The organism is Novosphingobium marinum, assembly GCF_013408095.1.
GTDB lineage: Bacteria > Pseudomonadota > Alphaproteobacteria > Sphingomonadales > Sphingomonadaceae > Novosphingobium > Novosphingobium marinum.
Genome location: NZ_JACBZF010000003.1, coordinates 138,356 through 162,139, shown reverse-complemented (window position 1 = coordinate 162,139; position 23,784 = coordinate 138,356). Strand labels below are relative to the sequence as shown.

Below are 23,784 nucleotides of genomic sequence, written 5' to 3'. Positions count from 1 at the left end.
CCCCTTTCCGGTTTGCGTGGACGTTAGCCGAAAGTGGCCATCGCACTTGCACTCATGTCTTCGAATGCGTCGTTCGGAACCGAGGGGCTCCACACGCCGTATTCTTCCGAGCCGACGAGGTTGATCTCGTCGATGCCTTCGAGCGACGTACCGAAGTCGAAGGTGCCCAGGAGAGAGACCGAAGCGGCGTTCGACGTTGCGTCGTCGAGGCCGTTCCAGGTGACTTCGAACACCTTGTAGACGCCGAGGTCGTCGGCGGTCTGGACCATGATGATGGCCTTGCCGGTGCCGCTGACCAGCTGATCCGGATCGGTTGCCAGCGTGCCGTTGTTGTACGACGCATTGACGTTGATCTCGGTGCCGTCGAGCGAACCGTATTCGACCGTGCCGTCAGTGTTGTTGATGATCGACTGCAGGATACTGGCGCTGAGGCCACCGAAGGTTTCGGCCGTATCCGGCGTGTTGTCGAAGTCGATGATCACGAGTTCGTTAGCGTCGATCTCGACATCCGGGTCCAGGTTGATCGTGGTGCCCATGCTGTCGTCCTCGAGGGTGACAGGAATGAACGTCCGCGAAGCCGAAGAACCGCTGCTCGATTCCATGCTCGTAAGGATGGCGGTGAAATCGAGGAAGTCGAACCCGTTGGCCGGAATGTCCAGCGGATCGTCGTCGGTGAAGTCGAGGTAATCGCCGTCACCCGCGGTCTGAAAGTTCACCACGGTGTTGGTGCCGAACGCCCCGGTGATGACCACCGTCTCGTTGCTCTGGGCATCGTAGTAGCGACCGTCGAGCGTGTCGTACCCGTTCGGGAACGTGCTCGATTCGTCGTTGTACACGGTGTCCAGAACCAGCAGGTCCATCCCGGTGCCGAGATTGTGGATGCTGTCGGTCTGGTAGTTGCCGATCGAACCATCGGTCCAGAGGTTGTCGAACGAGTCGAGATCGTCGTCGTTGTTGTCGATGCCGCTGTAGAAGTCGTTGTCCAGATCCATGCCGTAAAGGTCGGGATCGGTCGGACGACCGGCAGTCAGCCCCGTGCCCACCGAGGAGTCGGTGAAGCCCAACTCGATCGCTTCGCTGCGGAGGCCCGCAGGAACCGTCGTGCCGGAGAACGTCGGACGAATGATCTCGATGTCGAGGTCCTCGACGCTGAAGTTACCCTCGATCGTCGACTCGATGATCAGGGTGTTGTTCGGGCCGACCCGGACGGTGAGCAGCTTGCTGAGCTGATCGTCGTTGCGGATCGCATCGATGATGGCGTTGTTGATGTCGACCTGCGTGCCGAAGTACGTGTAGTCCTCCGGATCGATGGTCGCCACGGCCTCGAAACCGTTGATGAAGGCAGAAGCTTCACCGTCGGCACCGTAGTACTCCATGATGGCGCCGCCGTTGCCTTCGGTGTTGGTGCCCGGACCCGAGAAGGTCACGCGAACCTGGCCACCGCCGATGAGCGAATACTCTTCGGGAACGCCCGGCAGCTCGTCGAGGTTGTCGGTGTCGTTCTCGTAAGCAGCACGATCGACGTTGAAGACCCAGATCGCACCCGCGCCTTCCTGGCCCGAATATACGCAATCGTCGCCCGAGCCGGTCTCGATACGGTGGTCGCCGTTGTAGAAGGTTTCCACGATATCGTCGCCGTCGCCGGTTTCGATGTCGGTGTTCTGGAGGATGATGTGGTTGGCAAGCTCGTTGCCTTCCCAGTCATCACCTTCGAAGATCACGTAGTCGTCGCCGCCGTCGGTCGTGATGAGCAGGCTGCTGGTGGCCCACTGCAGAGCGTCGTCGTTGGACTCGATCCAGATGAAGTCGTCGCCCGAACCGGTCTGGTACAGGTACGCACCGCCATCTTCCAGGTAGCCGTAGAACGTCACGTCGCCGCCGCCGGTGGCATTCAGCGTCGCGAGGTCTTCGATCCACCAGTAGGCACCGAGCGTGAGGTCGCCGAAGAAACCGCTCGCATCGATGAGGTCCATGTTGTCGTTGCTGCCGCCAATGAACAGGCTGGCCCAGGTGTCTTCCGGGAAGCCTTCGTTGTCGGAGTCGATGAAGATCGTGTCGAGCTCACCACCGGTCGAGTCGAGGAACTCGAGCCAGCTCGGCCGGCTGTCGTCGCCATAGACGGTGACGTTGAACTGGTCGATGCCCTGCTCGTACTTGTCCATCGCGCCAACGATCAGGTGACCACCCTCGCCGCCGCTGCCGACCTTCTCGAGCGCGATGTTCACGCTGAGCGGGAGATCGACGGTTTCGGCTTCGTTGGTGAAGCGACCGTAGACGTTGTATTCGCCGATGGCGTCTTCGGCCTGCGAGAAGCCGACCGGCGTGAAGACCGCGTCGGTGCTGGTCGAAAGCACGATCGCCGGGATGTCGGACGAACGCGAACCGTCATCGAGGAAGGTGAAGTCCGTGATGGACGGATCGATGGTCAGCGTGGTGTCGGCCGGGACAACGCCCGCCGCGATCAGCGCGTCGAGTTCGTCCTGCAGCGCAGCGATGAAACCGACGTGCGTGTCGGCCTGCTGAGCGGCGGGATCGAACAGGTCGATGATCGGACCACCGTCGACCGTGAAGCGGATGCCGTCGACGTTGATGTTGTCGAGCAGCGGTCCGCCAACGAGGTCGGCGTCCTGGTCAAGCAGGAAGTAGAAGGCCTGCGAGTTCGAGGTCTGGCCGGTGAGCAGGAAGTCGTTGTCGAAGTAGACATCGAAGTCCGAAGCGTCCCAACGGGTGTCCTGACCACGGGTGTAGGCCATGCCGATGGTGATGTCCGAGGTGTTACGGGCATCATCGTGACCACCGTTCGACCGGATCGTCGTCAGATCGGTGACGGTGAGGTTGGCGTTCGAGTCGTACGACCAGATTTCGTCGTGACCGCGAACGTTGCTGGCATCGAAGTAGACTTCGGTGTTGTTCTGCAGACGCTCGAACGGATAGATCTCTTCGAGAAGGATCCGGTCGTATTCGTCCATGTACTCGGAAACCGCACCGACGCCACCGTTCGGAAGATCGGCGTTGAGCGCCTCAAGCTCGAGAATCTCGATGCTGTTGGTGCGCGGCTGGACTTCCATGATGCCGCCGTTGAGCGTCGAGGCGCGGGTGATCTGCGCATCGAGCGTGTCGGTGCCCGAAAGGCCTTCGAGGCGGTCGCCGGTGCCGAGGCTGTTCACCTGACGGCCATCGACCTGGACGACGTCGGCAAAGAACAGGTCATTGCCGGCGGTGCCGGTAAGAATGTCCTGCTGCGCGGTCAGAGCGATTTCGCTCGAGCCGCTGCCGCCGCCGCCATTGCCCTGCGAACCGGCAAGAACGTCACTTTCGGTGGTGCCAATCGCCTGCGTGCCGAGCAGCAGGTCGGTGCCGTCGAACATGAGCATGCGGGTTGCGTCGGCGAAGTTGATCGTCGTGCCGACCGCACCGAACGGAATGGAAATCATCGCACCGTTATCGTTGGTGATGATGATGTCCGAACCCGAACGGTAAGCGCTGTAGAGCGACGCGATGCCGCCGATGTTGATGGTGTCGCCACCACGGTTGAACGAGCTGTCGAAGGTGGCGACGCCATCCTGCTCGACGTAGACGGTTTCGTTCGAGTTGGTGCCCACCACCAGCGCGTCGGGATCGAAGTTCCCGACGGTGCCGAAGGCTTGACCAGCAGTTAGATATATACGGGCCATTTTGTTGCTCCCTGAAATGGCAAACTAGCGAATTGCCGATTCTTCGCTGAAATTATGCGAACGTGATGAAGTCGTACCCGACGGCCTGGACCGCCGTGTCGTAGTTGAAGATGATGGCGTCACTACCGACGAGGAAGTCGTCCAGGACGATCTCGTTGGTTGCCCCCGAGCCCGACGTGAAGGTGATTTCAAGGTCGTTGCCGCCATCACCCGTGCCGAAGTTGTAGTCGCCCGACGTGGCGCCGGTGACCGCGATGATGTCTCCATCTTCGAAGCCGATGATGTTGACGAGCGAACTCTCGTCGGCATCGTCGGTAAACACGACCGGGTCGTCGTTCTCGACGTTGAAGTCGATGCCTTCCTCGAGATCGACGGCAGTCTGGCCTTCGCCGACGACGTCGACCGAAACGGTCTCTTCGAGCACCATCTCGGTAACGGTGACGTTGACAGTCAGCGTGTCGGTGCCGCCGTTGCCGTCGCTCACCGAAACGACATAGCTGTCTTCACCGACGAAGTCTGCGTTCGGCGTGTAGGTGTACGTGCCGTCGGCATTGACAACCGCCGTGCCGTTGGTGGCCTGCGTGTCGAGCGCGTAGGTCAGATCGTCGCCGTCTTCGTCGGTCGCCGCAAGCGTACCTTCGAACACGTCGCCTTCCTCGACCGAGATGTCGACCTCGTCGACGCCGAAGTCCGGAGCGTTGTTCTCGTTGGCGAGAACATTGACGTTCACGGTGAGTTCGTCGGTGCCGCCGTTGCCGTCGCTGACGAGGACGCTGTAGGTGTCCATGCCCACGAAACCGGCATTCGCCGTGTAGGTGTAGGTGCCGTCGTCGTTGACCACGACTTCGCCGTTGGTCGCATCGGTCCCGAGCTCATAGGTGAGATCGTCGCCGTCGACATCCGTCGCCATGACGGTACCCGAGAAGGTGACGCCGGTAACGGTGTTGATCGTCACTTCTTCAGCGGCGAATTCAGGATCGTCGTTCACCGGGGTGACCGTGATCGGAATCGTGAAGGTCGACTGCTCGGTGCCGTCGGTGACGACCACCGTGATGGTGTCGGTGCCGTTGAAGTCCGGGTTCGGAACGTAGAACTCGGTGTCGGTAGCCGCATCATACACGATCGTGCCGTTGGTCGGACCGGTAATGCTGACGATTTCGACATCGTCGCCATCGGGATCGACAACATCGAGGATCAGTTCGGCCTGGCCGTCTTCGGCGACCGTGATCTCGGTCGTCGCATCGGGGCCGAGAACCGGAGCGTCGTTGACGGGGTTCACGGTGACGTTGACGGTCGCCGTGTCCGTTCCGCCGTTGCCGTCGCTGACGGTAACTTCGAAGGAGTCAGTCCCGCTAAAGTCCGCGTTGGGAACGTAGGTAAGAACGCCGCCATCGCCGACGGTGACCGTGCCGTTGGCCGGATCGGAAGAAATCGAGTAGGTCAGCGCGTTGCCGTCCGGATCGGTCGCCGCGACGGTGACAGAAGCGCCGTCGGCGTCGTCCTCGTCGACAGTGATCGTGTACGTGTCGGCACCGAACACCGGATCCTCGTTGACGAAGATGTCCTCGTCATCGTCGTCGCCGCCAACCAGGACGGCAATGCCGAGACCGACGAGAGCGACAGCACCGATCAGCAGAATCGTGCTGTTGGCACCGCCATCGTCATCGTCATAGTCCGAGTAGCCTTCGTCCTGCGCTTCACCGATTTCCATCGTGAGCTCGGACGTGCTCTCGGCCGCGGCGGCAAGCGCGCCGGCAAAAGAGAAATCACCCGCAAGGGAGGTGTCGGACATAGAGGCCTGTTCGGCCTTTGCCTCTTCGGTCTGGACCGCCTGAGCCTCATCCGGCTCGTGCGAGACGCGCTCTGCGTCATCATCCTTGGCGGGAGCCTGGGCTTTCGCCTGCTTCGTCAGTTTTTCGTTACTAACTAGCTGCTTAGCCTTGGCCTTCGCTGCCGCCGGTACGACTGTTTTGGTCATTTATTCCCCCAACATGGAATTTAGCAGGGGAAAATCTGCTCCCTGCATCCCGTGCGTTAACAAGCCCTTCGTGACTTTGCCAAAGCTATTATAACCAGAACGCCGCCAATATGGCGATGTCGCGGCAGCTTCACAATCTCGCAGAGTCCCTTGGACTTAGGGTCAGCACGTAGGAGGGGAATGTTAAGGAAACGTACCCGGGCGGCAAGGAATTTTGCAGAGGCGCGGACGCTTCGGCAAAGGCACCGCCATGGCCGCCGCATCGCGGGGGCCTGCACGGCCATGGAAATCGGCGGGTCAGCGCCGGTCCGCCAGCCGCATGGCAGCGACTGGCGGACCGCTTCTCAACGTTCCGTGAGCGCCTCGCTCATCGTCTTGTTGATGGGTTTGGTGAGGTAGCGCCACACCGTGTTGCGACCCGTCTGGATTTCGGCGGTGGACGTCATGCCGGGCTGAATCTCGATGACCTCGCCAGGCAGGTGGGGTTTCATCGGACTCGTGTCGACCGTGATATGGACGCGGTAATAGACGGATTCGCCCTGCTGGGTCTGCTCGGTCAGCGTATCGGGACTGATATAAGTCACCTCACCGAGCGCCGAGCCGTAAATCGAAGCGTCATAGGCATCGAACTTGACCGACGCGGGCTGGCCGGTGCGGACGTAGGCGACATCGCTCGGCGACATCTTTGCCTCGACGATAAGCTCGTCTCCTGTCGGCACGATGCTGAGCACCTCGTCGCTCGGACGAAGCACGCCGCCGACCGTCGTCAGGTTGATGTCCTTGATGATCCCGTCGACCGGCGCACGGATTTCCGTGTCCTCCAGCGCATCGGTGCGCTGGGCGAGAATCTCGCGCGCCGTGACCAGGTCTTCCTCGGTCTTGGTATATTCGGCCTGCAGGTCCTGGAGGTACTTGTTGCGGACGTTCACGATCTGCGACTGGATATCCGACACGCCTCGCTGGAGCCTCAGCACATCGGCACGGCTGACGTCGCCCTGCTCGAGCAGAGGCATGTTCATGTCGAGCTCCTGCTTCATCAGCCCCAGCATCTGGCGGAGCGAAGTAAGCTGGTCGTTCAGGGCCTGGCGGCGCTTGTTATAGAGCATCGTCTGGTTGGAGACGAATTCGGGGAAGTCGCGCACCTCGGAAGGAAACTCGAGCGGCCGGTCGAACAGCTCGGCGTTGATGCGCGCCATCGACCCCATGAGCGAGGCCACCTTGCCGCGGGCCTCGCCGACCGAAGCGCGCAGCTTCACGTCCTCGAGGCGGACGAGCAGCTGGCCCTCCTTCACGCGGTCGCCTTCCCTGACGAGGATGCGCTCGATCTGGCCGCCGTCGGTGCTCTGGATGACCTGGATCCGGCCGGTCGGGATCACCTGGCCCGGCGCGCGGCTGACCTGGTCCAGTTCGGCCCAGAACGACCACCCCACGGCGAGGCCGAGGAATGCGATGATGCCGACGATCAGGATCGAGGACTGGTTTAGCCAGCGATTCTTGAATCGGGGGGAGATCTTCACGCGTTGGCTCCTATTGTGGCCGTGCTGACCACGTTTCCGGATTGGGGCTTGGATTCGACCTTCGGTTTCTGGATTCGCTTCATCACTTCGGCGGTCGGGCCGTCGAGCGCGATTTCACCGTTGGTCACCAGCATCAGGCGCTTGACCAGCTTCACGAGCTGCATCTTGTGCGTCACGAGAATCAGCGTCGTATCGGGCGAGATGCTCTCGTGGATCGTGCGCAGGACCAGCGCCTCTGTGTCGACGTCGAGGTTCGATGTCGGCTCGTCGAGCAGCAGGACCTTGGGCTTGGCAAGCAGCAGGCGCGTCAGGCCGGTAAGCGTGCGCTGGCCGCCCGACAGGCCGCGGCCACCTTCGGCGATCGGCAGGTCGAGGCCGCGCGGGTGGGCGGTGATGAGACGCGAAAGCCCCGTCTTGGCCGCGACCTCCATGATCCGGTCGTCGCCCGGATCGGGGAGGCCGAGCAGGAGGTTGTCGCGCAGCGAGCCGTTCACCAGCCGGTAGTCCTGCGGGAGGTAGCCGATGTGCTCGCGCAGGATGTCGTCGGCGATCTGCGCCATGTCGAGCTTGTCCATCAGGATCTGCCCCTGGGCGGGCGCATAGAGGCCCGACATGACCTTGAGCAGGGTCGACTTGCCCGAACCGACGCCGCCGATGATGCCGATGCGCTCGCCCGATGCGATATCGAGCTTGGGGATGGAAATACCCGAACGACCGCCCGGATAGACGAAGGTGATGTCCTTGAACGTGATGTCGGACCCGAGCCGGTTCGGCCTAAGCTGGTCGAGGTCGGCGGGCTTGTCGGACGGCAGGGCGAGGATCGCGTCGAGCATCTTGAGCGAGGAGCGCGCATAGCTCATCTGCACGAGAAGGTTCGGAAGCTGGCCGACCAGCGGACCGTTCACGCGACCCGCAATGATCGAGCAGGCGATAAGCGCGCCCATCGAGATGCGATTCTCGAAGACCTCGACCGCACCCCAGGAAATGAGCGTGATGTAGCTGAGTTGCTGCATCGTGCCGAAGATCGACCCAGCCATCGCCTGCAGGCGCTTGACCGGCAATTCGGATGCGTGGAGTTCGTCGAGTAGCTCGTTCCAGCGCGAAAGCAGGAACCAGTGCCCGCGATTCGCCTTGACCGTTTCGCTCGAGTCCATCGCCTCGACCAGCAGGCCGTTCTTCCGGTTGCCGCTGACCTGGGACTTCATGGTGTAGTCCCTGATCAGGTAGGCGAACGCGAACGCGATCAGCAGGGCAAGCGGGAACGCAACCAGGAGCACCGTCGCGATGACGCCGCCGAGCTGGTAGATCACGAAGATGAAGATCAGCGCGAAAGGCAGGTCGGCGAAGGCGAACAGCACGCTCGACGACATGGTCGAGCGCACCTGCTCGAGACCGCGCAGCTGGGCGGCCATTGTGCCGACCTGCGGCGGGCGGGCGTCGAGACGGACGTCGGCCGCGCGCGAGAAGAAGAACTCGGACACCTCGGTGTCGATATCGACCGCCTCGCGCTCGAGCAGGTTTGCGCGAATCACCCTGAGGATGAAGTCGAACGAAAGCGCCACGACCGCACCGATGGCGAGCACCCAGAGGGTGGAGAACGCACCGCGCGGGACCACGCGGTCGTAGACCTGCATCGAGAACAGGCCGGTGACGAGCGCGATGGCGTTGACCACAACGGTAGCCATGCCGGCAAGAATCAAGGCGTTCTTGCGGCGGCCGATCGCTTCGCGGAAGACGTCGAAAGCCTTGGTGAATTCCTGGCGTCCCGCGGGCAGCGGGATGACGATGTCGTAAAGCCGGGCCTCGCTCGCGTCGTTCCAGGTCGTCGAGATGCCGTTCTTGACGACCGAGATGCGGTCGTCGCTTTCGATCCTCTCGGCAACGCCCCAGCCGTGATCCGGATGGAAGACGAGCAGCGGGAATTCGTGCGCGCGGGGATCGTCTGCATAGGGATCGGGCGCCGTCCAGCCGATGGCCTTGCAGTATTCGGAGATCGCCTCCTCGTCCTCGCGCGTGAGTTCCTGTGCGCCGTTCGCCCAGTCCGGACGCAGGTCGATCCGCCGCAGGCGGGCCAGGTCGGCAATGGATGATAGGATTGCATTCGCCACGTTCAGTGCCCCTTATGCATAATTCATTCGCCCGTCCGGTCGAAGACCGGGTGCCAGCGACCGCTGCGCAGCTGCAGCCGGGTCGCGGCGGACATTGCGGTAACCTGCGCCTCGGCCTTGCCGACCTGCGCCGTGACCGCTTCGCGAAGCGCGTTCATCACGTCGAGCCAGGACCGGCGTCCCGCGATGAACTGGCGCATGTAGCTGGCGCTGACCCTGGCCGCGGTTTCCGAAGCGCTCGTCGAAATCGCCGCACGGCGCTTGGCCGCGTCGAACTGGATGACGTCGGCGGCGATATCGCGCCGCAACTGCTGTTCGGCCGTCCGTATCGATTCGAGCGCGGCGGTGATCCGCAGCCGCGCACTCTCGACCTCCGAGAACTGGCTCAGGCCGCCGGTCGTCTGCGCGCGGAGCACCATGCCGACGCGGCTCCCGAAGATGTCGTCGTAGGAATACTGCGCATTGAGCTGCGGGAAAAGCGAGGCCTTGCGCGTATCGAGCTCGGCGCGGGCGACGTCGGCCTCGGCCGAAAGGCGGCGCAGCGTCGGGTCGTAGGCGACGGCCTGGTCCTCGAGAACATCGGTGTTCGCGATGTCCATTTCGGGATTGTAATAGGGGATCGGTCCCAGGTCGTAGGCGGGATCGGCGACCAGCTCGGCCATGATCCGCAACGCCGTTTCGCGCTGGGACACCGTCGTCGTATACTGCTGCTCGATCTGCGCCGCGCGCGAGCGGGCGAGTTCGAGGTCGGCCAGCGGGCTGATTTCCTGGCTCACGCGGCGCTCCATCGTGCCGACGAGGCGCATGTGCTCGCGCAGGCTGTCCTCGAGCAACTGCTCGGTCTGGGTCAGCCTGACGATCTCGAAATAGGTCTGCGAGACGGTCAGTGCGAGTTGCTGGATCGTCTCCATGTAGCTGGCTGACGACGCATCTTCCGACGCCTTGGCGCGCCTTATGCTTGCGCCGATCCGTCCGCCGGACCAGACCGGCGCCTCGACCACCAGTTGCGGCTCGGGCGCACCGCTGTCGTCGAGGTAGGCGAGGTTGCCCTGAACGCTGGGGAAGCGGAGCCACTTCGCAGCATTGACGTCCGACGCGGCGGCACGAAGCGCGGCGCGCGCCGACAGTGCCGACGGGTAGTTCTCTGTCACCAGGTTAACCGCCTCGTCGAGTGCGGGCGGAACGACTGCGGGCGCCCGCGGCCAGCCGATCCCGGGAAGCGCGCCGTCGCGCGCCTTGGGCGCTGGAGGGCCGTAAAGGGCAACGTCGGCAACCGGGCCCTCGACAAGAGGTTCCTCGGCGGGCGGGGCGAGGACACCGCCCATCGTGGCACCGGGTTCGGTATCGATCGTACCGGGGCCTTCCACGTCCCCGCCTTCCATCGGTTCGACGATCGGGTCCTCGAGGAAGGTTCCGTCAAGCGCCGAGCCGGTGGACGATTCGGGAGGCTGCGGAACGGTCTCGGCCGGCGTACGGTCGAGCACCGGGTCGGTGCCGACACCGTCGGGCGGCACGATATCTCCGGCATCGAGATTGTCGGATGCGGCAGGAGTCTGGCCGTCCATGATCTGGGCCTGCGCGGGAATCGCGCAGGCGAGCGCGCCCGCCGCCGAAGCCAGCAGCCAGCCGCGACGCCCGGTCCGGGCCCGACCCGTCTTGTTGCAATCGAATTCGAACAAGTCCGACATCCTCAAAATAATGTTCAGCGATCGACCGGGGGAATCGGAACCGACGGATCGAGGCTGAGCCGGCGAACCCGCTGATCCTTTTCGTCCTTCACCGTCGCCACGAGACCGGCCTGCTTGAGCCGCTCGAGCACGGCGTAGAAGCCCCGGTAGGAGGTTCCCGCAACCTGCATCGCCGTCGTGACCGGAACCGGTCCCGACAATCTCAGGTGGAGCAGAACCCGCGCCTCGGGCGTGAGGATCCGGATGTTCTTCTGCTCATGAAGGCGGGCGTCGAGCTCGATAAGATCGCGCCAGCCACGACCTGCCTGGCCGCGGTTTCCCGCAGACCCTGCGCCACCCTCGGTAGCGCCCTGTCCAGCCGCGCCGGCATCGCTGTTCGAACGTTTCGTCACCCAACCCCACTGCAAGATTTACCTGCAAATCGAACATGTAATTAGCACACTGAAATTCGAATGCGCGGCCAACTAGTGCCATTGTGGCAGGAAATCCAGCCCTTTTTCCGCACGCCGCGTGGCCGTGTTGCACAAGCCCCGCATGACGGTGTCGGACATTGGATTATCCTCTTTTTGGCGGCGATGTCGCTAGATTGCGATGGATGTTGCCTCGCAGCATGCATGGTGCCCCGAACCGCGCAATTCGAGACAGATTATTGCCCCACGTGAACTCCGGCCATCTGTGAGCAGATCAGGGAGGCTAACGGTTTCAATATCTTATAGAGATATTTCCGGGGCTCCGCCGGAATGGCGGTTGGTGAGAGGCGTTCCCTCGTTCGGCGCTCCTCCGTTGCTATCATGCAACAAAATTGCCCGGTCGCTGCAAAAATGACGGTAGTATTGCACTAAACTGGCGATAAACGCGCCAAGACGGTGGCAATCTCGAAGCAGGTCGTTATAGCGGGATCCGTCTCCAAGCCGAAAGCGGCTCGCCGGGGAGGCCTTGGCCAATTTGGCACTAAATCGAGACAATGGGGGACTGCTACCCTGCGTCGAACAAGCCGGACCGAACCGGCGATGCACAGGGTGACAGGGCTCCAGGCCTTTAAGGAGGACTGGGTATGGCAAGCCAGCTTTTGGCAACGCCGGTACAGGGGCTGCTACAACCGCAGGAGTCGATTACGCCGACGGTGCTGGTCGTCGATGACGACGATGCATGCGTTTCGCATTGCGGAAGGATGCTGGACGAGCTCGGCTACAAGCATTTCGGCGCCACGTCCCCGAAGGAAGCGCTCGACAGGATCTGCACCGATCCGAACATCCAGATCGTGCTGGCGGACATGGACATGCCCTCGATGGACGGTTTCGTCCTGATCGAGGAAGCGCGGACAAGGCTCGGCGCGTCCCGGTGCATCGCGGCGATCCTGCTGGCGGACAAGATTACCGCAGACCTTGCGATGCGCGGCCTTCATGTCGAGGCGGTCGACCTCCTGTGCAAACCCTTCGGCTTCGAGAACTACTCGAACGCGCTGCGCCGCGCGCTACGCTACCTTGCCGCGCGGCGAGCGGCGAGCGAGGGAAGCATGTCGAGCTTCGGGCAGCAGCTGGCGCGTCTCGTGGAAATGCTGGAAACCAGGAGTGTCGAGGCCTCTTCCGCCGAGCGTATTTCGGACAAGGACGTCAGCGCCACCCTGCGCGCGATCATCGCGTCGCGAAGCCTGCGCAGCCGCTTCTTTCCCAGCCAGCTATTCGCCGATCCCGCCTGGGACATCCTGCTCGACCTGACCCGCGCCCGGCTCGACGGGCAGCAGGTCTCGGTATCGAGCGTATGCATCGCGGCCTCGGTTCCGATGAGCACGGCCTTGCGCTGGGTAAGGCAGATGACCGAAGCCGGTCTTCTTCGCAGGTGGACCGATCCCAAGGATCGACGACGCGACCTGATCGCGCTGACCGATGCGACAGCCGCGCACATGCGCGACTATCTGGGTGCCGTCCACACGATGCTCAACAAGATCTAGGCGGCGAATCCACGCCGGATCCAGGCCTATTCCGGAGAGGGCAATTCTTCTTCGGGCGTGCCGGTTTCGTCGTTCGATGCAGCCTGCGCTTCGGCCTGCTGCCGTTCGAAATACTCGCGCTCGGCCTCTTCGACCCTTGACTGCGTCTCTTCGGCTTCGGCGTCGATCGCGGCGAGGCGGCGCGCGCGTTCTTCCTCGATCAGCTGGCTGAAGCGCACGCTCGCATCGGTATCGCGTTCGGCATAGGCATTGTCGATGAATTCGCCGAGGCAGCCCGTCCAGCCGCCCGCCCCGGTGGGCGAACAGCTCTGGATGCCGGTATCGCCGACCGTCTCGTACGCGATCACGCGATTGGTCCACGATTCGTTCGCCGGATCGTCCGACTGTCGCAACGCCTCGGGTATGCGATAGCGTTCCGATTCGTCCTTGCGCGCGCAGACCGTGATCTGGTCGGCCGTCGATGGCGGGCAGGCATCGTCGCCGTAGATGATCAGCTGATTGACGCTTTCGCCCGTTCCCTGGGCCTGCGCCGGTGTTGCCACTGCGAGGGCGGCGAGGGTCGATACAGCGGCGAGAAACATGCGGGACACGGGCGATCCTTTGCGTAAAACGGTACTAAGTCCTTCGCTCATATAGGTCTTCCCGGCGCTTAATGATAGCTGAAGGCGCTCAGATGCGCTCGCTCGCCCTGATCGCAAGCCGGCATCCGAGGCGGATGGCGCCGGAGAGCAACGGATAGGCGGGTGCCTTCTCGGCGCCTGCGGCGATGGCGGCATCGCGGTGGGCGCGTTCATCCTCGCGGAACTCGGTGATCAGCCCCGAGAGCTCCGGATCGTCGTCTCCGATCTCGTCCAGCTGGGATGTGTAATGGCGGTCGATCTCTTCCTCCACAGCCGCCGTGCATGCCATGGCCGCTTCGGGACCGAGGATCGCCGTTGCCGCGCCGAGGGCATAGCCGGCAGCCGACCAGAACGGCTGCAAGGCCGTGGGCCTCACTCCGCGGCGAACGAGCAGCGCATCGAACTTCTCGCGATGCGCCGCTTCCTGTTGCGCCATCGCCGCGATTTCGGCCGAATGCGGCGCGCGATTGCCCATCACCGCGAGCTGGCCCGCGTAGATGCGCGTTGCCCCGTATTCGCCGGCCTGATCGACCCGCATCATCCTGTCACGGTCCGCCTTGATCATTCGGGGCTCCTCCTGCTTCCGGCCAGCAGAATTGCTATCGCCAATGCCGACGCACAGGAAAAGAGGAAGTTCCATCCCGCCAGCGAAATTCCCATGAGTGTCCAGGGCGCCACGTCGCAGCGCGTGATCGGCGCGTTGAGGATCGCCTCGAGCGGATCGCCACCGGCGCTCGCGGTGGTCGCGCATGCGGTGAGACCTTCCCACCAGCCATATTCGACTCCTGCATGGAAACCGCCGATCAGCCCGGAAACCGCAATCGCCGCCGCCGCCAGCCAGACGAAGGTCCGCCCCGGCGGCCGCAGATAGGCGAGCGCTGCAAGGCCGATCGCCGCAAAGTGGGGCCAGCGCTGCCACCAGCACATTTCGCAAGGATAGAGCCCGAAGACGTACTGCGAGACGTAGGCTCCCGCGAGCAGGAGTGCAGGAGCCGTCAGCGCCAGCGCGCGCGCGATCCTGGTACCTTCGCGAAGCGCCACCGGCGCTGCCTCAGGGCTTGCGGTGGGCGAGCGCGGGAACCGAGGCTCGGCGCAGGGTGTCCACGGCGTAGTGCAACTGGAAGTCCTCGATCCCCTGTGCCTTCAGTTCCTCGGCGGTCAGCTTGAAGCGCGGGTCGTCCTTCTTGTCGGTCTCGAGCTGCTTGTCGTCGAGAGTGATCTCGTTGATCAGGTGATTGCGCAGGTCCGATTCGCGCAGCGCGCGCTCCGCCCGCAGGCGAGCGTCGGGATCGGAAAGCTGCGGCACCTTGATATCGGGCTCGATGCCGCCTTCCTGCACCGAATGGCCGGCCGGCGTGTAATAGCGCGCGGTGGTAAGCTTGACCGCACTGTTGCGATCAAGCCCGATCAGCGACTGGACGCTCCCCTTGCCGAAGCTGCGTTCGCCCATGACGACGGCGCGATTGTGATCCTGAAGGGCGCCTGCGACGATTTCGGAAGCAGATGCACTGCCCGCGTCGATCAGCACGACGATGGGAGTGCCTTCCGCCACGTCGCCGCGATACATCGTTTCGGCGCGGTAGAACTCGTTTTCGCTGGCGACGCGGCCGCGCTGGGACACGATGTCGCCCTTCGAAATGAAGAGGTCGGACAAGGCCACCGCCTCGTCAAGCGAGCCGCCGGGGTTGGAGCGCAAATCGAGGACCAGGCCGTCGAGCCTGCCCTTCGCCTGTTCGCGCAGCGAACGGACCGCCTGGTTCACGTCCGCGCCGACATCGCGCGAGAATTCGTTGATCGAGATGATGCCGACCTTGCCGTCGAGCTCCCACGTCACCGGCTCGAGCTCTATCACGCCGCGCGTGACGGTCACGTCGAACGGCTCGTCGCGGCCGGGGCGGAAGATCGTGAGACGGATGTCAGTGCCCGCCTTGCCGCGCATCTTGGCAACCGCCTCGTCGAGGTCGCGGTCGTAGTAAAGAACGCCGTCGAGGTGGGTGATGTAATCACCGGCCTTGAGGCCCGCCTTGTCGGCAGGGCTGCCCTTGAACGGCGAGATGATCTTGACCGCGCCGTCCTCGGTGATGACCGAGAGGCCGAGGCCCTGGTAGTTGCCGTCGATCATCGTCTCGAGCCGCTGCAGCGACGGTCCGTCGAGATAGGACGAATGCGGGTCGAGGCTCGACAGCATGCCGCTGATCGCGCCCTTGAGCAGCTTGTCGTCGTCGACATCGTCGACATAGCTTGCCTTGACGATCTGGTAGATGGCCACGAGCTTTCCGAATTGCGGACCCGAGCGCGCATCCACCGCGGCAAGACCGGCCGTGGTTGCCGGGAGCAGCGCCACAGCGCTGACAAGCAGCGCGGCGCGGGTCAGGGATGCAAACTTCTTCGAGCCGGTCTTCATATGGCTAAGGTGCCTCTTGCGTGAATTGCGCATTGTATAGCGCGGCAATCCTGAACGGAAGATGGGCATTTTCGATCGGAATGCGAGCGCTCAGAGCGTTCGCACGTACTGCAGCGGGTTCACCGCCTCGCCGTCGCGGCGCAGTTCGAGGCCGACGACGGGATCGCCCGCGCCGGCGATTCCGAGCGGCGATCCGGCGACGAGCGACCGTCCCACGGTCGTATCGAGCTGGGCAAGCCCGGTGACGACCGATGTCCAGCCGCCCCCGTGCTCGATTATGACGATCTGGCCGTAACCCTGGTAAGGCCCGGCGAAGGCAACCCGGCCCGGTGCCGGCGCAACCGCCTGCGCGCCCGGACGCGTCGAAAGCGATATTCCGCGCGAACGGACGTCGCCCTCGTTCGCTTCCCCGAACCCGGCCACGACGCGGCCCGAAACCGGCAATACGTAATCCGGCAGGCCCGCCGGCGGCGCCGTGAAGCTTTCGGCCGCGACGACCCGCGACTCCTCGGGTCTCGGCGGGCGCATGATCGGACCGGGCAGCCGCGCGAGTTCCTCGCGCAGTTGTCCGGCCTTGCCGAACTCCTCGACAAGGTCGGTCAGGTCGCGCGCCCTTTCAGCCAGCGCGAGCGCGCGTTCGGCCTCGCGCGCTGCCGTGCCCCCGACTTGCCGCGACGCAAGGCGCTGCTGCGATTCGAGTGCCGCGAGCGCGGACCTGCGCTCCTCCAGGCGGCTCTCGCTGGCGGCAAGGCGCTCGCGTGCCGCGAGGGCTTGCCGTTCAAGCGCCTCGCCCTTCTCGATCTCGGAGCGCAACGCCGATGTCCGCTTCTCGACTTCGGGCATCATCGTTTCGAGAAGGGCGCGCATGTACATCGTATCGCGCACCGAACCGGGGCGAAGCATTGCCAGCACCGGCGGGCGGCGCGACAGTCTTTGCAGAGCTCCTGTGAGCCGGACCAGCGGCTGCTGCCGCTCGGCGAGGCGCTCGCGCAGCTTCGCACGCTCCCGGCCGATCAGGGCGATGCGCGCCTCCTGGGCCGCGATGGTGGCTTCGGTCTCCTGTATCCGGGCAGCAACGGCGGCGGCCTCGCGCGCCGTCTTCTCCGCAGTTTCGTTGACGCGCCTTGCCTCGCCTTCCAGCTTTTCGGCCCGAGCCCGCGCGGATTCGCCCTGCGCGCGTGCCTCGGCAAGCTTGCGCCGCGTCTCGGAGGCATCGACGGGCGCCGGCCCGACGAAATCCGCCGATTGCGCAATCGCGGCTGCGCCTGCCAGCAGCAGTACGGGCGGCGCTGTCCAGAGCGAGAGGCGGCGAAGTGACGTCACGACGTCACCTTATCCAGACCGGTGGTACGGATGGCCAGCAAGAATGCTGGTGGCGCGCCACAATTGCTCGGCAAGCATCGCGCGGGCGAGAAGGTGCGGCCAGGTCATTTCACCGAAGGAAAGCATGAGGTCGGCCTGTCGTCGAGCCTCCTCTCCATGCCCGTCGGCTGCGCCGAGCACGAAACGGACTTCGCGAATACCGTCGTCGCGCCATCGCCCGAGAAGCTGCGCGAAGCTTTCCGAGTCCATCGCACTGCCCCGCTCGTCGAGAAGGATCTCGCGGCTCGGCGTCAACGGTTCGGGAATGCGTCCGCCGCTTTCCGGAAGTTCGGTGTGGCGGAACGGCCAGGTGACCCGCTTCGCATAGCGCTCGAACAAGTCGGCTTCGGGGGAGCGCGCGATCTTTCCGCGCGCGATCACGTGGAGCAACATGGTTGCCTCCCGGTGTTGTCTACACCGTCATGCCAGGGTTGCCGGGCGGCAACGCCGGTTCGGCCCGCAATGCCGAAGGATTGCGGGCGCCTTGTGGCAACGGCGCTCAGGCGGCGCCGGCGGTGTCTCCGAACGCCCACATCCGTTCGAGGTTGTAGAAGCTGCGCACCTCGGGACGGAACAGGTGGACGATGACTTCGCCTGCATCCACGAGGACCCAGTCGGCAGCGGGCAATCCCTCGATCCGGGGCGAGCCGAAGCCGGCCTGTTTCAGGCGCTCGGCCAGTTTCTGCGCCATCGATGCGACCTGGCGGCTCGACCGCCCGGAAGCGACAATCATGTGATCGGCAATGCTGCTTTTGCCTTCCAGCGGAATCGAGACGACTTCCTGCGCCTGATCGTCGTCCAGCGATGAAAGTGCCAGCGCATGCGCCGAGCCTGGCTCGGCTGCGATTGGCGGTACGGCGGCGCCGGCTTGCTCCGGCTTGGACTGCGCCTGGTTCATTTAGGTTCGGTTTGCTCCTGTCGGTGACTGGGCGGCAAGATGGCTACTGGCCGCATGACATTCAACGATCCGGGGAATACGAACGCCATCGCGCATGTCGCTGCCGGTCGAAGACGGCGTCGGCGTCATGCAGTTCGCTCTGGTTCGAAAGGCGGGCGGATGGGGCGATGCGTCACGCCGTCACGAAGGGCCTGTGCGGGATAGCGGGAGGCCCAGTCCGGTTCGCCCTGCCTGATCGCAGTGGCCGAACGCTTGTCGGGATCGAAACGCAATATCACCAGCGCCGGAGCGCTCCATTCTGCCCGGTTGCGAAATCCGGCAACGGGAACCCGGTATCGCCCGAGCCAGGCCATCGCGGGGCTCGCGAAGGCAGGCCGATCATAGCCCGGACGCGCCACGACCGCAATCGGCATCGTCCTCGCGATATCACGCCAGCGCCTCCACTTGTGGAACTGGGCCAGGTTGTCCGACCCCATCAGCCAGACAAATTCCCTGCGCGGCCAGCGCCTTGCGACTTTCTTCAGGGTATCCACGGTGAAGCGCGTGCCAAGTTCGCGCTCGATCGCCGTAACGCGGATCGGGGCGCGCCGCGCCTGCGCGAGCGCCGACGCGAACCGCGCGGACAGCGGCGCCATGCTGGCCTTCGGTTTGAGCGGGTTTCCGGGCGAGACCAGCCACCACACCTCGTCGAGGCCGAGCGCATCGCGCGCGAAGAGGCTTATCCGGCGATGCGCGCCGTGGGCCGGGTTGAAACTGCCGCCGAGCAGCCCGATACGCGCCGGCCCGTGCCCGGTCACCTGCCCGTGCCTCAGGGCCGGATCTGGCCGCTTCCGCGCACCTGCCACTTGTAGGTCGTCAGCCCCTCGAGTGCGACGGGGCCGCGCGCATGCAGGCGGCCGGTGGCGATCCCGATCTCCGCACCGAGGCCGAATTCGCCGCCGTCGGCGAATTGGCTGGAAGCGTTGACCATCACGATCGCGCTGTCGACTTCGGCCAGGAACCTCTCGGCCGCCGCATCGTCGGCAGTGACTATGGTGTCGGTATGGTGCGAGCTGTGCTCCGCGATATGGTCGAGAGCGGCGTCCATGCCATCGACGATCGCGACAGAGAGCACGGCGTCGAGATACTCGGTGTCCCAGTCCTCGTCGTCGGCGCGCTCGATCCGGGGGTCGAGCGCGCAGGCCCGGGTATCGCCCCGAAGCGCGCAACCGGCGTCGACGAGGGCGGAAACCACTTCGCCAGAAGCCGGGAAGCGAGCGTCGAGCAGAAGCGTTTCCATCGCGCCGCAGATGCCCGTCCGACGCATCTTCGCGTTTCGCGCGACATCGCGAGCCATCGCGGGCTCCGCCGCCTCGTGCACGTAGGTATGGCAAATGCCGTCGAGGTGGGCGAGCACCGGCACGCGGGCATCGGCCTGTACCCGCGCGACGAGGCTCTTGCCGCCGCGAGGCACGATCATGTCGATCAGCCCTGCCGCCGTCAGCATCGCGCCCACCGCCGCACGGTCCTGCGTCGGCATGAGCTGGACCGCTTGGCCCGGCACGCCGGCAGCTTCGAGGCCGCGCACGAAGGCGGCGTGGATCGCATTGTTCGAATGCACCGCTTCGCTGCCCCCTCGCAGGAGCACGGCATTGCCCGAGCGGACACCGAGCGCGGCCGCATCGGCGGTGACGTTCGGGCGGCTCTCGTAGATGATGCCGATCAGGCCGATCGGAATGCGCACGCGCGAAAGGCGCAGGCCGTTCGGACGCTCGGTGCAATCGATGACGTCGCCGACGGGGTCGGCGAGGTCGGCCACGTTGTCGATGGCGTCGGCGATGCCGGCCAGCCGGTCGTCATCGAGTTTCAGGCGATCGAGCAGCGCCCCGGTCAGGCCCCGCTCCTCGCCCGCCGCGAGGTCCTTCGCGTTCTCGGCAAGGATCTGCGCCGCATTCGCGCGGATTTCCGATGCCGCACGATGGAGCGCTGCTGCTTTCTGCTCGGACGTCAGCCGGGATAGTTTCCGCTGTGCCGCACGGCCGGCCACGGCCAGATCCGCGACCAGCTTTGCGGGGTCGGTCGATATTTGGGTTTCGATGTTCATGTCCCTGCGCCTAGCATTGCCCGCCCGCGCTGTCATTGCCGGCGGCGAATCGCCGCACCGACAAGCACTTAGCGGCGGCGTGGAAATTGGTTCCAGCTCCTTGAACGGTTCGTCGCGCTCCTGTTTCGACTCGACGCTTTCAGGCCTTCCGGAGTCGCCCGCACCCACCATCCTTGCTAGCCCGAAGCGGGGACGCGTTAACAAATAAGCGGGGTCGTCTTGAAAGGTATAACCGTCGGCGGAGCGTTGACCCGCCTGCGGACCATATTCCCGGATCGCGAATTCATCATGCGATCCGAGGGCCAGGTTCGTTTCATCAAAATCTCCTCGAAACTTCAGCTGCTTGCCGCCGGCGCGGTCGCCCTGCTGCTGATCGTCTGGCTGGTGACCATGGCGGCGATGGCAGTGAGCCAGTACTCCGCCTCGCGCGAGCGGCTCGCGCTGGAAAACCGCGAGGCGAAAGTCGCGACCGCCGAGAACCGCGTCTCCTCCTATCGCGAGGATATCGCCGCCAAGGCGACCGACCTCGAACGGCGCCAGCAGTTCATCGAGAAGATGGTCGAGGCCCACCTCGGCGACATGCCCGAGGCCGCGCCCGAGGACGCCGGACTTGCTTCGGATCGCGACGCCGGCGGGGACAAGGCCGATCGCATCAGCGCCGCCCTGCCCGAGGCTGCCGGCCTTGCCCGAATCGAGGCATCGCAGAACGGCTTCGTCGAACGGCTCATCCGCGTTGCCGAGCATCGCGCCGAGCGCGCAGCCGAAGCGATCCGCAAGCTTGGCCTCAATCCCAACGCCGTGCTCGCCTCCGTCGGTGAGCGGACAGCGCGTGGCGGCCCCTACATGAGCCTTGCCACTGCCGGCGACGGCTCCCTCGACGCGCGGTTCCAGCGCCTCGGCGTCAGCCTGGCGAGAATGGACGCGCTCGAACGCGGCCTGGCAGGCATTCCGCAGGTCCATCCCGCTCGTCTCGAATACATTTCATCGGGCTTCGGATACCGCTCCGATCCCTTCAACGGCAGCGCCGCATTCCATGCCGGCCTCGATTTTGCCGGGCCCATGGGGGCGCCGATCTATGCCGCGTCCGAAGGCACGGTCAGCTTCGCGGGCCGCAAGGCGGGATACGGCAATTGCATCGAGATCGATCACGGCAACGGCCTCGTGACCCGTTATGCCCACATGTCGCGCTTCGTCGCGCGGGCGGGCGAAAAGGTCGCGGCCGGCGACGTCATCGGCAAGATCGGCAATTCCGGCCGCTCGACCGGGCCGCACCTCCATTTCGAAGTGCGCGTTCACGACCGCGCGGTCAATCCGCGCCCCTTCCTGGAGACTGCCCCCCGTGTTCTCGAAGAAGCCCACGCAGGCTGACGCGATGTCCGCAAGAGCGCCCGCGCAGGGCGGTTCCTTCTCGGTCCTCGGCGCGGATACCGCGATCAGGGGCGACATTCACGCGACGTCGGACCTCCATGTCGACGGCAAGGTCGAAGGCGACATCGCCTGCGCCAGGCTCGTGCAGGGATGCGACAGCGTCGTCTCGGGAGGCATCACTGCCGAGAGCGCTCGTCTTGCGGGCACCGTGCGCGGCTCGATCTCGGCTCGCGAGCTCGTGATCCTGAAGACGGCCCACATCGAGGGCGACGTTTCCTACGATGCCCTGACCATAGAGCAGGGCGCGCAAGTCGACGGCCGCCTGACACCCAGCGCCGCGCCCCGTGCGGACAACGACGAGGATGCCGAGAACCGGCTGATCCTCGCCGCCTCGCAGGAATAGAACCGGCTTATTCCGCCGCGTCGACGACTTCGGCGCGCAGGGCCTTGCGGTCGAGCTTGCCCACCATCGTGCGCGGCAGGCTTTCGCGAACGACGACGCTGTCCACCCGTTCGTGCTTGCCGACGCGCGCATTGAGCCAGTCGCGAAGTTCCTCGCCGCCGGCGGCGTCCTGCAGCGTGACGAAGGCGCGCGGCATTTCCCCGTAATAGTCGTCGAGCACGCCGATAACGAGCGCTTCCTTGACCGCCGGATGCTCGACAAGCACGGCCTCGACCTGGCTCGGGAATACCTTGAAGCCGCCAACCGCGATCATGTCCTTGCTGCGATCGACGATGCGGACGAACCCGTCCTCGTCGATTCTCGCGATGTCGCCGGTACGCAGCCAGCGCTCGCCGTCGCGCTCGGCGAAGGCATGTGCCGCGGTGTCGGGCCGGTTCCAGTATCCCAGCATGACCTGAGGCCCGGAGATGGCGAGTTCCCCGGCATCGCCCGGCGCCGCGTCTTTCGACGGGTCTTCCTTGTCGAGCAGGCGCAGCCGCGTTCCGGGCAGCGGCTGGCCGATCGTTCCGGGCTTCTCACCGCCTTCGTAGGGGTTGGTCGAGACGATACCGCTCTCGGTCAGGCCGTAGCCCTCGATCAGGGCGGCCCGCGTGCGATCCTCGAACCTTTCCTTGAGCGGCATCGGCAGCGGCGCACCGCCCGAAATGCACGTGCGCAGCGTCGTGAAATCGGTTCCCGCCAGACTGGGATCGTCGAGCAGCGCCTGGTACATGGTGGGTACGCCGGGCATCGACGTCGCCCGCGTACGCTCGATCATCTTGAGGCACTGCGCGGCATCGAAGCGCGGCAGGAGCGCCATGCACCCGCCGTTGTAGATCGTCCGATTGAGGACGGTCGCATTTGCGAAGATATGGAAGAGCGGCAGCACGCCCGCGATCATGTCCCGCTCGTTGCGGTGCGGATCGACCGCCTCGATCTGGCGCGCGTTGGCAGAAAGGTTCTGGTGCGTCAGCATCGCGCCCTTGGGCGTGCCGGTGGTGCCGCCGGTATATTGGAGCAGCGCCAGGTCGTCCGGCCCGTAATCCGCAGGCGCGGGCTCCGCATCGCCCAGCGCGTCCTCCCAGGTCGAGATGTCCGCGGACTTCGGGATGGGCGCGAGATCGCCGCGCTTGAACAGCCTGAAAGCGAGACCCTTGAGGGTCGGCAGCATTCTCGGCAGCGAGCCCGAGATCACCCCCTCGAGCGCGGAATTGCGCAGGACTTTCAGCGCCGTCGGGAGCAGGCTTGCTGCATCGACCGTGACCATCAGGCGGGCACCGGAGTCGGCGACCTGCGCTTCCAGCTCCTCCGCGCTGTAGAGCGGCGAGAAATTCACCGCGACCGCGCCCGCGATCATCACTCCGAAGTAGGCAGGAACGTAGATCGGCACGTTGGGCAGGAAAAGCGCGACCCTGTCGCCCCTGCCGATCCCGCGCGCCTGCAATCCGGCAGCGAAAGCCCGCGCCTCGCGAAAATGTTCGGCGTAGCTGTATCGTCGGCCGTAGAAATCGACGAGCGGATCGTTTCCGAATTTCCTGGCGGCCTGCGCGAACAGGTCCGTCATCGTCAGCGGCTCGAATGTCTGGTCCCATTGGCAGGGGTGCACGTAGCGCTCGCGCCAGGGTTCCGGCAGTGTCCTCTCCATGGCCGACTAATGGACCGGAGCGAAGCGCTGGGCAAGCGCGCGTTCG

Annotated in this window: 19 protein-coding genes; 3 read left to right on the top strand and 16 right to left on the bottom strand. The window is 64.6% G+C overall.

What is annotated here, in order from left to right; genetic code table 11:
• Positions 1-23: 23 nt before the first annotated feature.
• The 6 genes from FHS75_RS10085 to FHS75_RS10060 form a co-directional block, all read right to left on the bottom strand.
• Complete coding sequence (locus FHS75_RS10085) at positions 24-3,674, bottom strand: hypothetical protein (protein ID WP_179407604.1); 3,651 nt, start codon at positions 3,672-3,674, stop codon at positions 24-26.
• 52 nt (positions 3,675-3,726) lie between these two features.
• The gene (locus FHS75_RS10080; RefSeq protein ID WP_179407603.1) at positions 3,727-5,652 is read right to left on the bottom strand and encodes a tandem-95 repeat protein; all 1,926 of its coding nucleotides are present in this window, start codon (positions 5,650-5,652) and stop codon (positions 3,727-3,729) included.
• 344 nt (positions 5,653-5,996) lie between these two features.
• A complete protein-coding gene (locus FHS75_RS10075) occupies positions 5,997-7,169 on the bottom strand; it encodes a beta-barrel domain-containing protein (protein WP_179407602.1) in 1,173 nt (390 codons plus the stop codon).
• Positions 7,166-9,277, bottom strand: coding sequence for an ATP-binding cassette domain-containing protein (locus FHS75_RS10070; protein WP_179407601.1), 2,112 nt, complete (start codon positions 9,275-9,277; stop codon positions 7,166-7,168). Before FHS75_RS10070 ends, FHS75_RS10075 begins: the two co-directional genes overlap by 4 nt.
• A 23-nt stretch (positions 9,278-9,300) precedes the next feature.
• A complete protein-coding gene (locus FHS75_RS10065; RefSeq protein WP_179407600.1) occupies positions 9,301-10,956 on the bottom strand; it encodes a TolC family protein in 1,656 nt (551 codons plus the stop codon).
• A gap of 23 nt (positions 10,957-10,979) precedes the next feature.
• Positions 10,980-11,357, bottom strand: coding sequence for a MarR family winged helix-turn-helix transcriptional regulator (locus FHS75_RS10060; protein WP_179407599.1), 378 nt, complete (start codon positions 11,355-11,357; stop codon positions 10,980-10,982).
• 662 nt (positions 11,358-12,019) lie between these two features.
• On the opposite strand from FHS75_RS10060, the gene FHS75_RS17855 reads away from it, so the two are divergent.
• On the top strand, positions 12,020-12,916 hold the full coding sequence (locus FHS75_RS17855) for a response regulator (protein WP_179407598.1): 897 nt from the start codon (positions 12,020-12,022) through the stop codon (positions 12,914-12,916).
• Positions 12,917-12,942: 26 nt separating this feature from the next.
• Here the strand turns inward: FHS75_RS17855 and FHS75_RS10050 are convergent, their stop codons facing one another.
• The 9 genes from FHS75_RS10050 to FHS75_RS10010 all read right to left on the bottom strand — a co-directional run bounded on the left by FHS75_RS10050 (position 12,943) and on the right by FHS75_RS10010 (position 20,283).
• Positions 12,943-13,497 (bottom strand): hypothetical protein, encoded by a 555-nt coding sequence (locus tag FHS75_RS10050; RefSeq protein WP_218845220.1) that lies wholly within the window; start codon positions 13,495-13,497, stop codon positions 12,943-12,945.
• An 88-nt stretch (positions 13,498-13,585) separates the two neighbouring features.
• Positions 13,586-14,101 (bottom strand): demethoxyubiquinone hydroxylase family protein, encoded by a 516-nt coding sequence (locus FHS75_RS10045; RefSeq protein ID WP_179407596.1) that lies wholly within the window; start codon positions 14,099-14,101, stop codon positions 13,586-13,588.
• Positions 14,098-14,577: a disulfide bond formation protein B gene (locus tag FHS75_RS10040; protein WP_179407595.1), complete on the bottom strand. Its 480-nt coding sequence runs from the start codon at positions 14,575-14,577 to the stop codon at positions 14,098-14,100. The genes FHS75_RS10045 and FHS75_RS10040 overlap by 4 nt, the downstream gene beginning before the upstream one ends.
• A 10-nt stretch (positions 14,578-14,587) precedes the next feature.
• Entirely contained in the window at positions 14,588-15,940 is a 1,353-nt protein-coding gene (locus tag FHS75_RS10035; protein WP_179407594.1) for a S41 family peptidase, read from the bottom strand.
• A 90-nt stretch (positions 15,941-16,030) separates the two neighbouring features.
• The gene (locus FHS75_RS10030; RefSeq protein WP_179407593.1) at positions 16,031-17,263 is read right to left on the bottom strand and encodes a murein hydrolase activator EnvC family protein; all 1,233 of its coding nucleotides are present in this window, start codon (positions 17,261-17,263) and stop codon (positions 16,031-16,033) included.
• Between the two features lie 9 nt (positions 17,264-17,272).
• A complete protein-coding gene (locus FHS75_RS10025) occupies positions 17,273-17,695 on the bottom strand; it encodes a 23S rRNA (pseudouridine(1915)-N(3))-methyltransferase RlmH (protein ID WP_179407592.1) in 423 nt (140 codons plus the stop codon).
• 106 nt (positions 17,696-17,801) lie between these two features.
• Positions 17,802-18,200, bottom strand: a complete 399-nt coding sequence (gene rsfS / locus FHS75_RS10020; RefSeq protein WP_179407591.1) for a ribosome silencing factor — start codon at positions 18,198-18,200, stop codon at positions 17,802-17,804.
• A gap of 125 nt (positions 18,201-18,325) precedes the next feature.
• Positions 18,326-18,997 (bottom strand): nicotinate-nucleotide adenylyltransferase, encoded by a 672-nt coding sequence (locus FHS75_RS10015; protein WP_179407590.1) that lies wholly within the window; start codon positions 18,995-18,997, stop codon positions 18,326-18,328.
• Positions 18,998-19,008: 11 nt separating this feature from the next.
• Positions 19,009-20,283 (bottom strand): glutamate-5-semialdehyde dehydrogenase, encoded by a 1,275-nt coding sequence (locus FHS75_RS10010; protein WP_179407589.1) that lies wholly within the window; start codon positions 20,281-20,283, stop codon positions 19,009-19,011.
• Positions 20,284-20,502: 219 nt separating this feature from the next.
• Between FHS75_RS10010 and FHS75_RS10005 the strand changes: the two genes are divergently transcribed.
• Complete coding sequence (locus FHS75_RS10005; protein ID WP_308420093.1) at positions 20,503-21,651, top strand: M23 family metallopeptidase; 1,149 nt, start codon at positions 20,503-20,505, stop codon at positions 21,649-21,651.
• 4 nt (positions 21,652-21,655) lie between these two features.
• Positions 21,656-22,054, top strand: coding sequence for a bactofilin family protein (locus FHS75_RS10000; RefSeq protein WP_179407588.1), 399 nt, complete (start codon positions 21,656-21,658; stop codon positions 22,052-22,054).
• Between the two features lie 7 nt (positions 22,055-22,061).
• Here FHS75_RS10000 and FHS75_RS09995 read toward each other — a convergent pair whose 3' ends face one another.
• The gene (locus FHS75_RS09995; RefSeq protein WP_179407587.1) at positions 22,062-23,738 is read right to left on the bottom strand and encodes an AMP-binding protein; all 1,677 of its coding nucleotides are present in this window, start codon (positions 23,736-23,738) and stop codon (positions 22,062-22,064) included.
• Between the last annotated feature and the right edge of the window lie 46 nt (positions 23,739-23,784).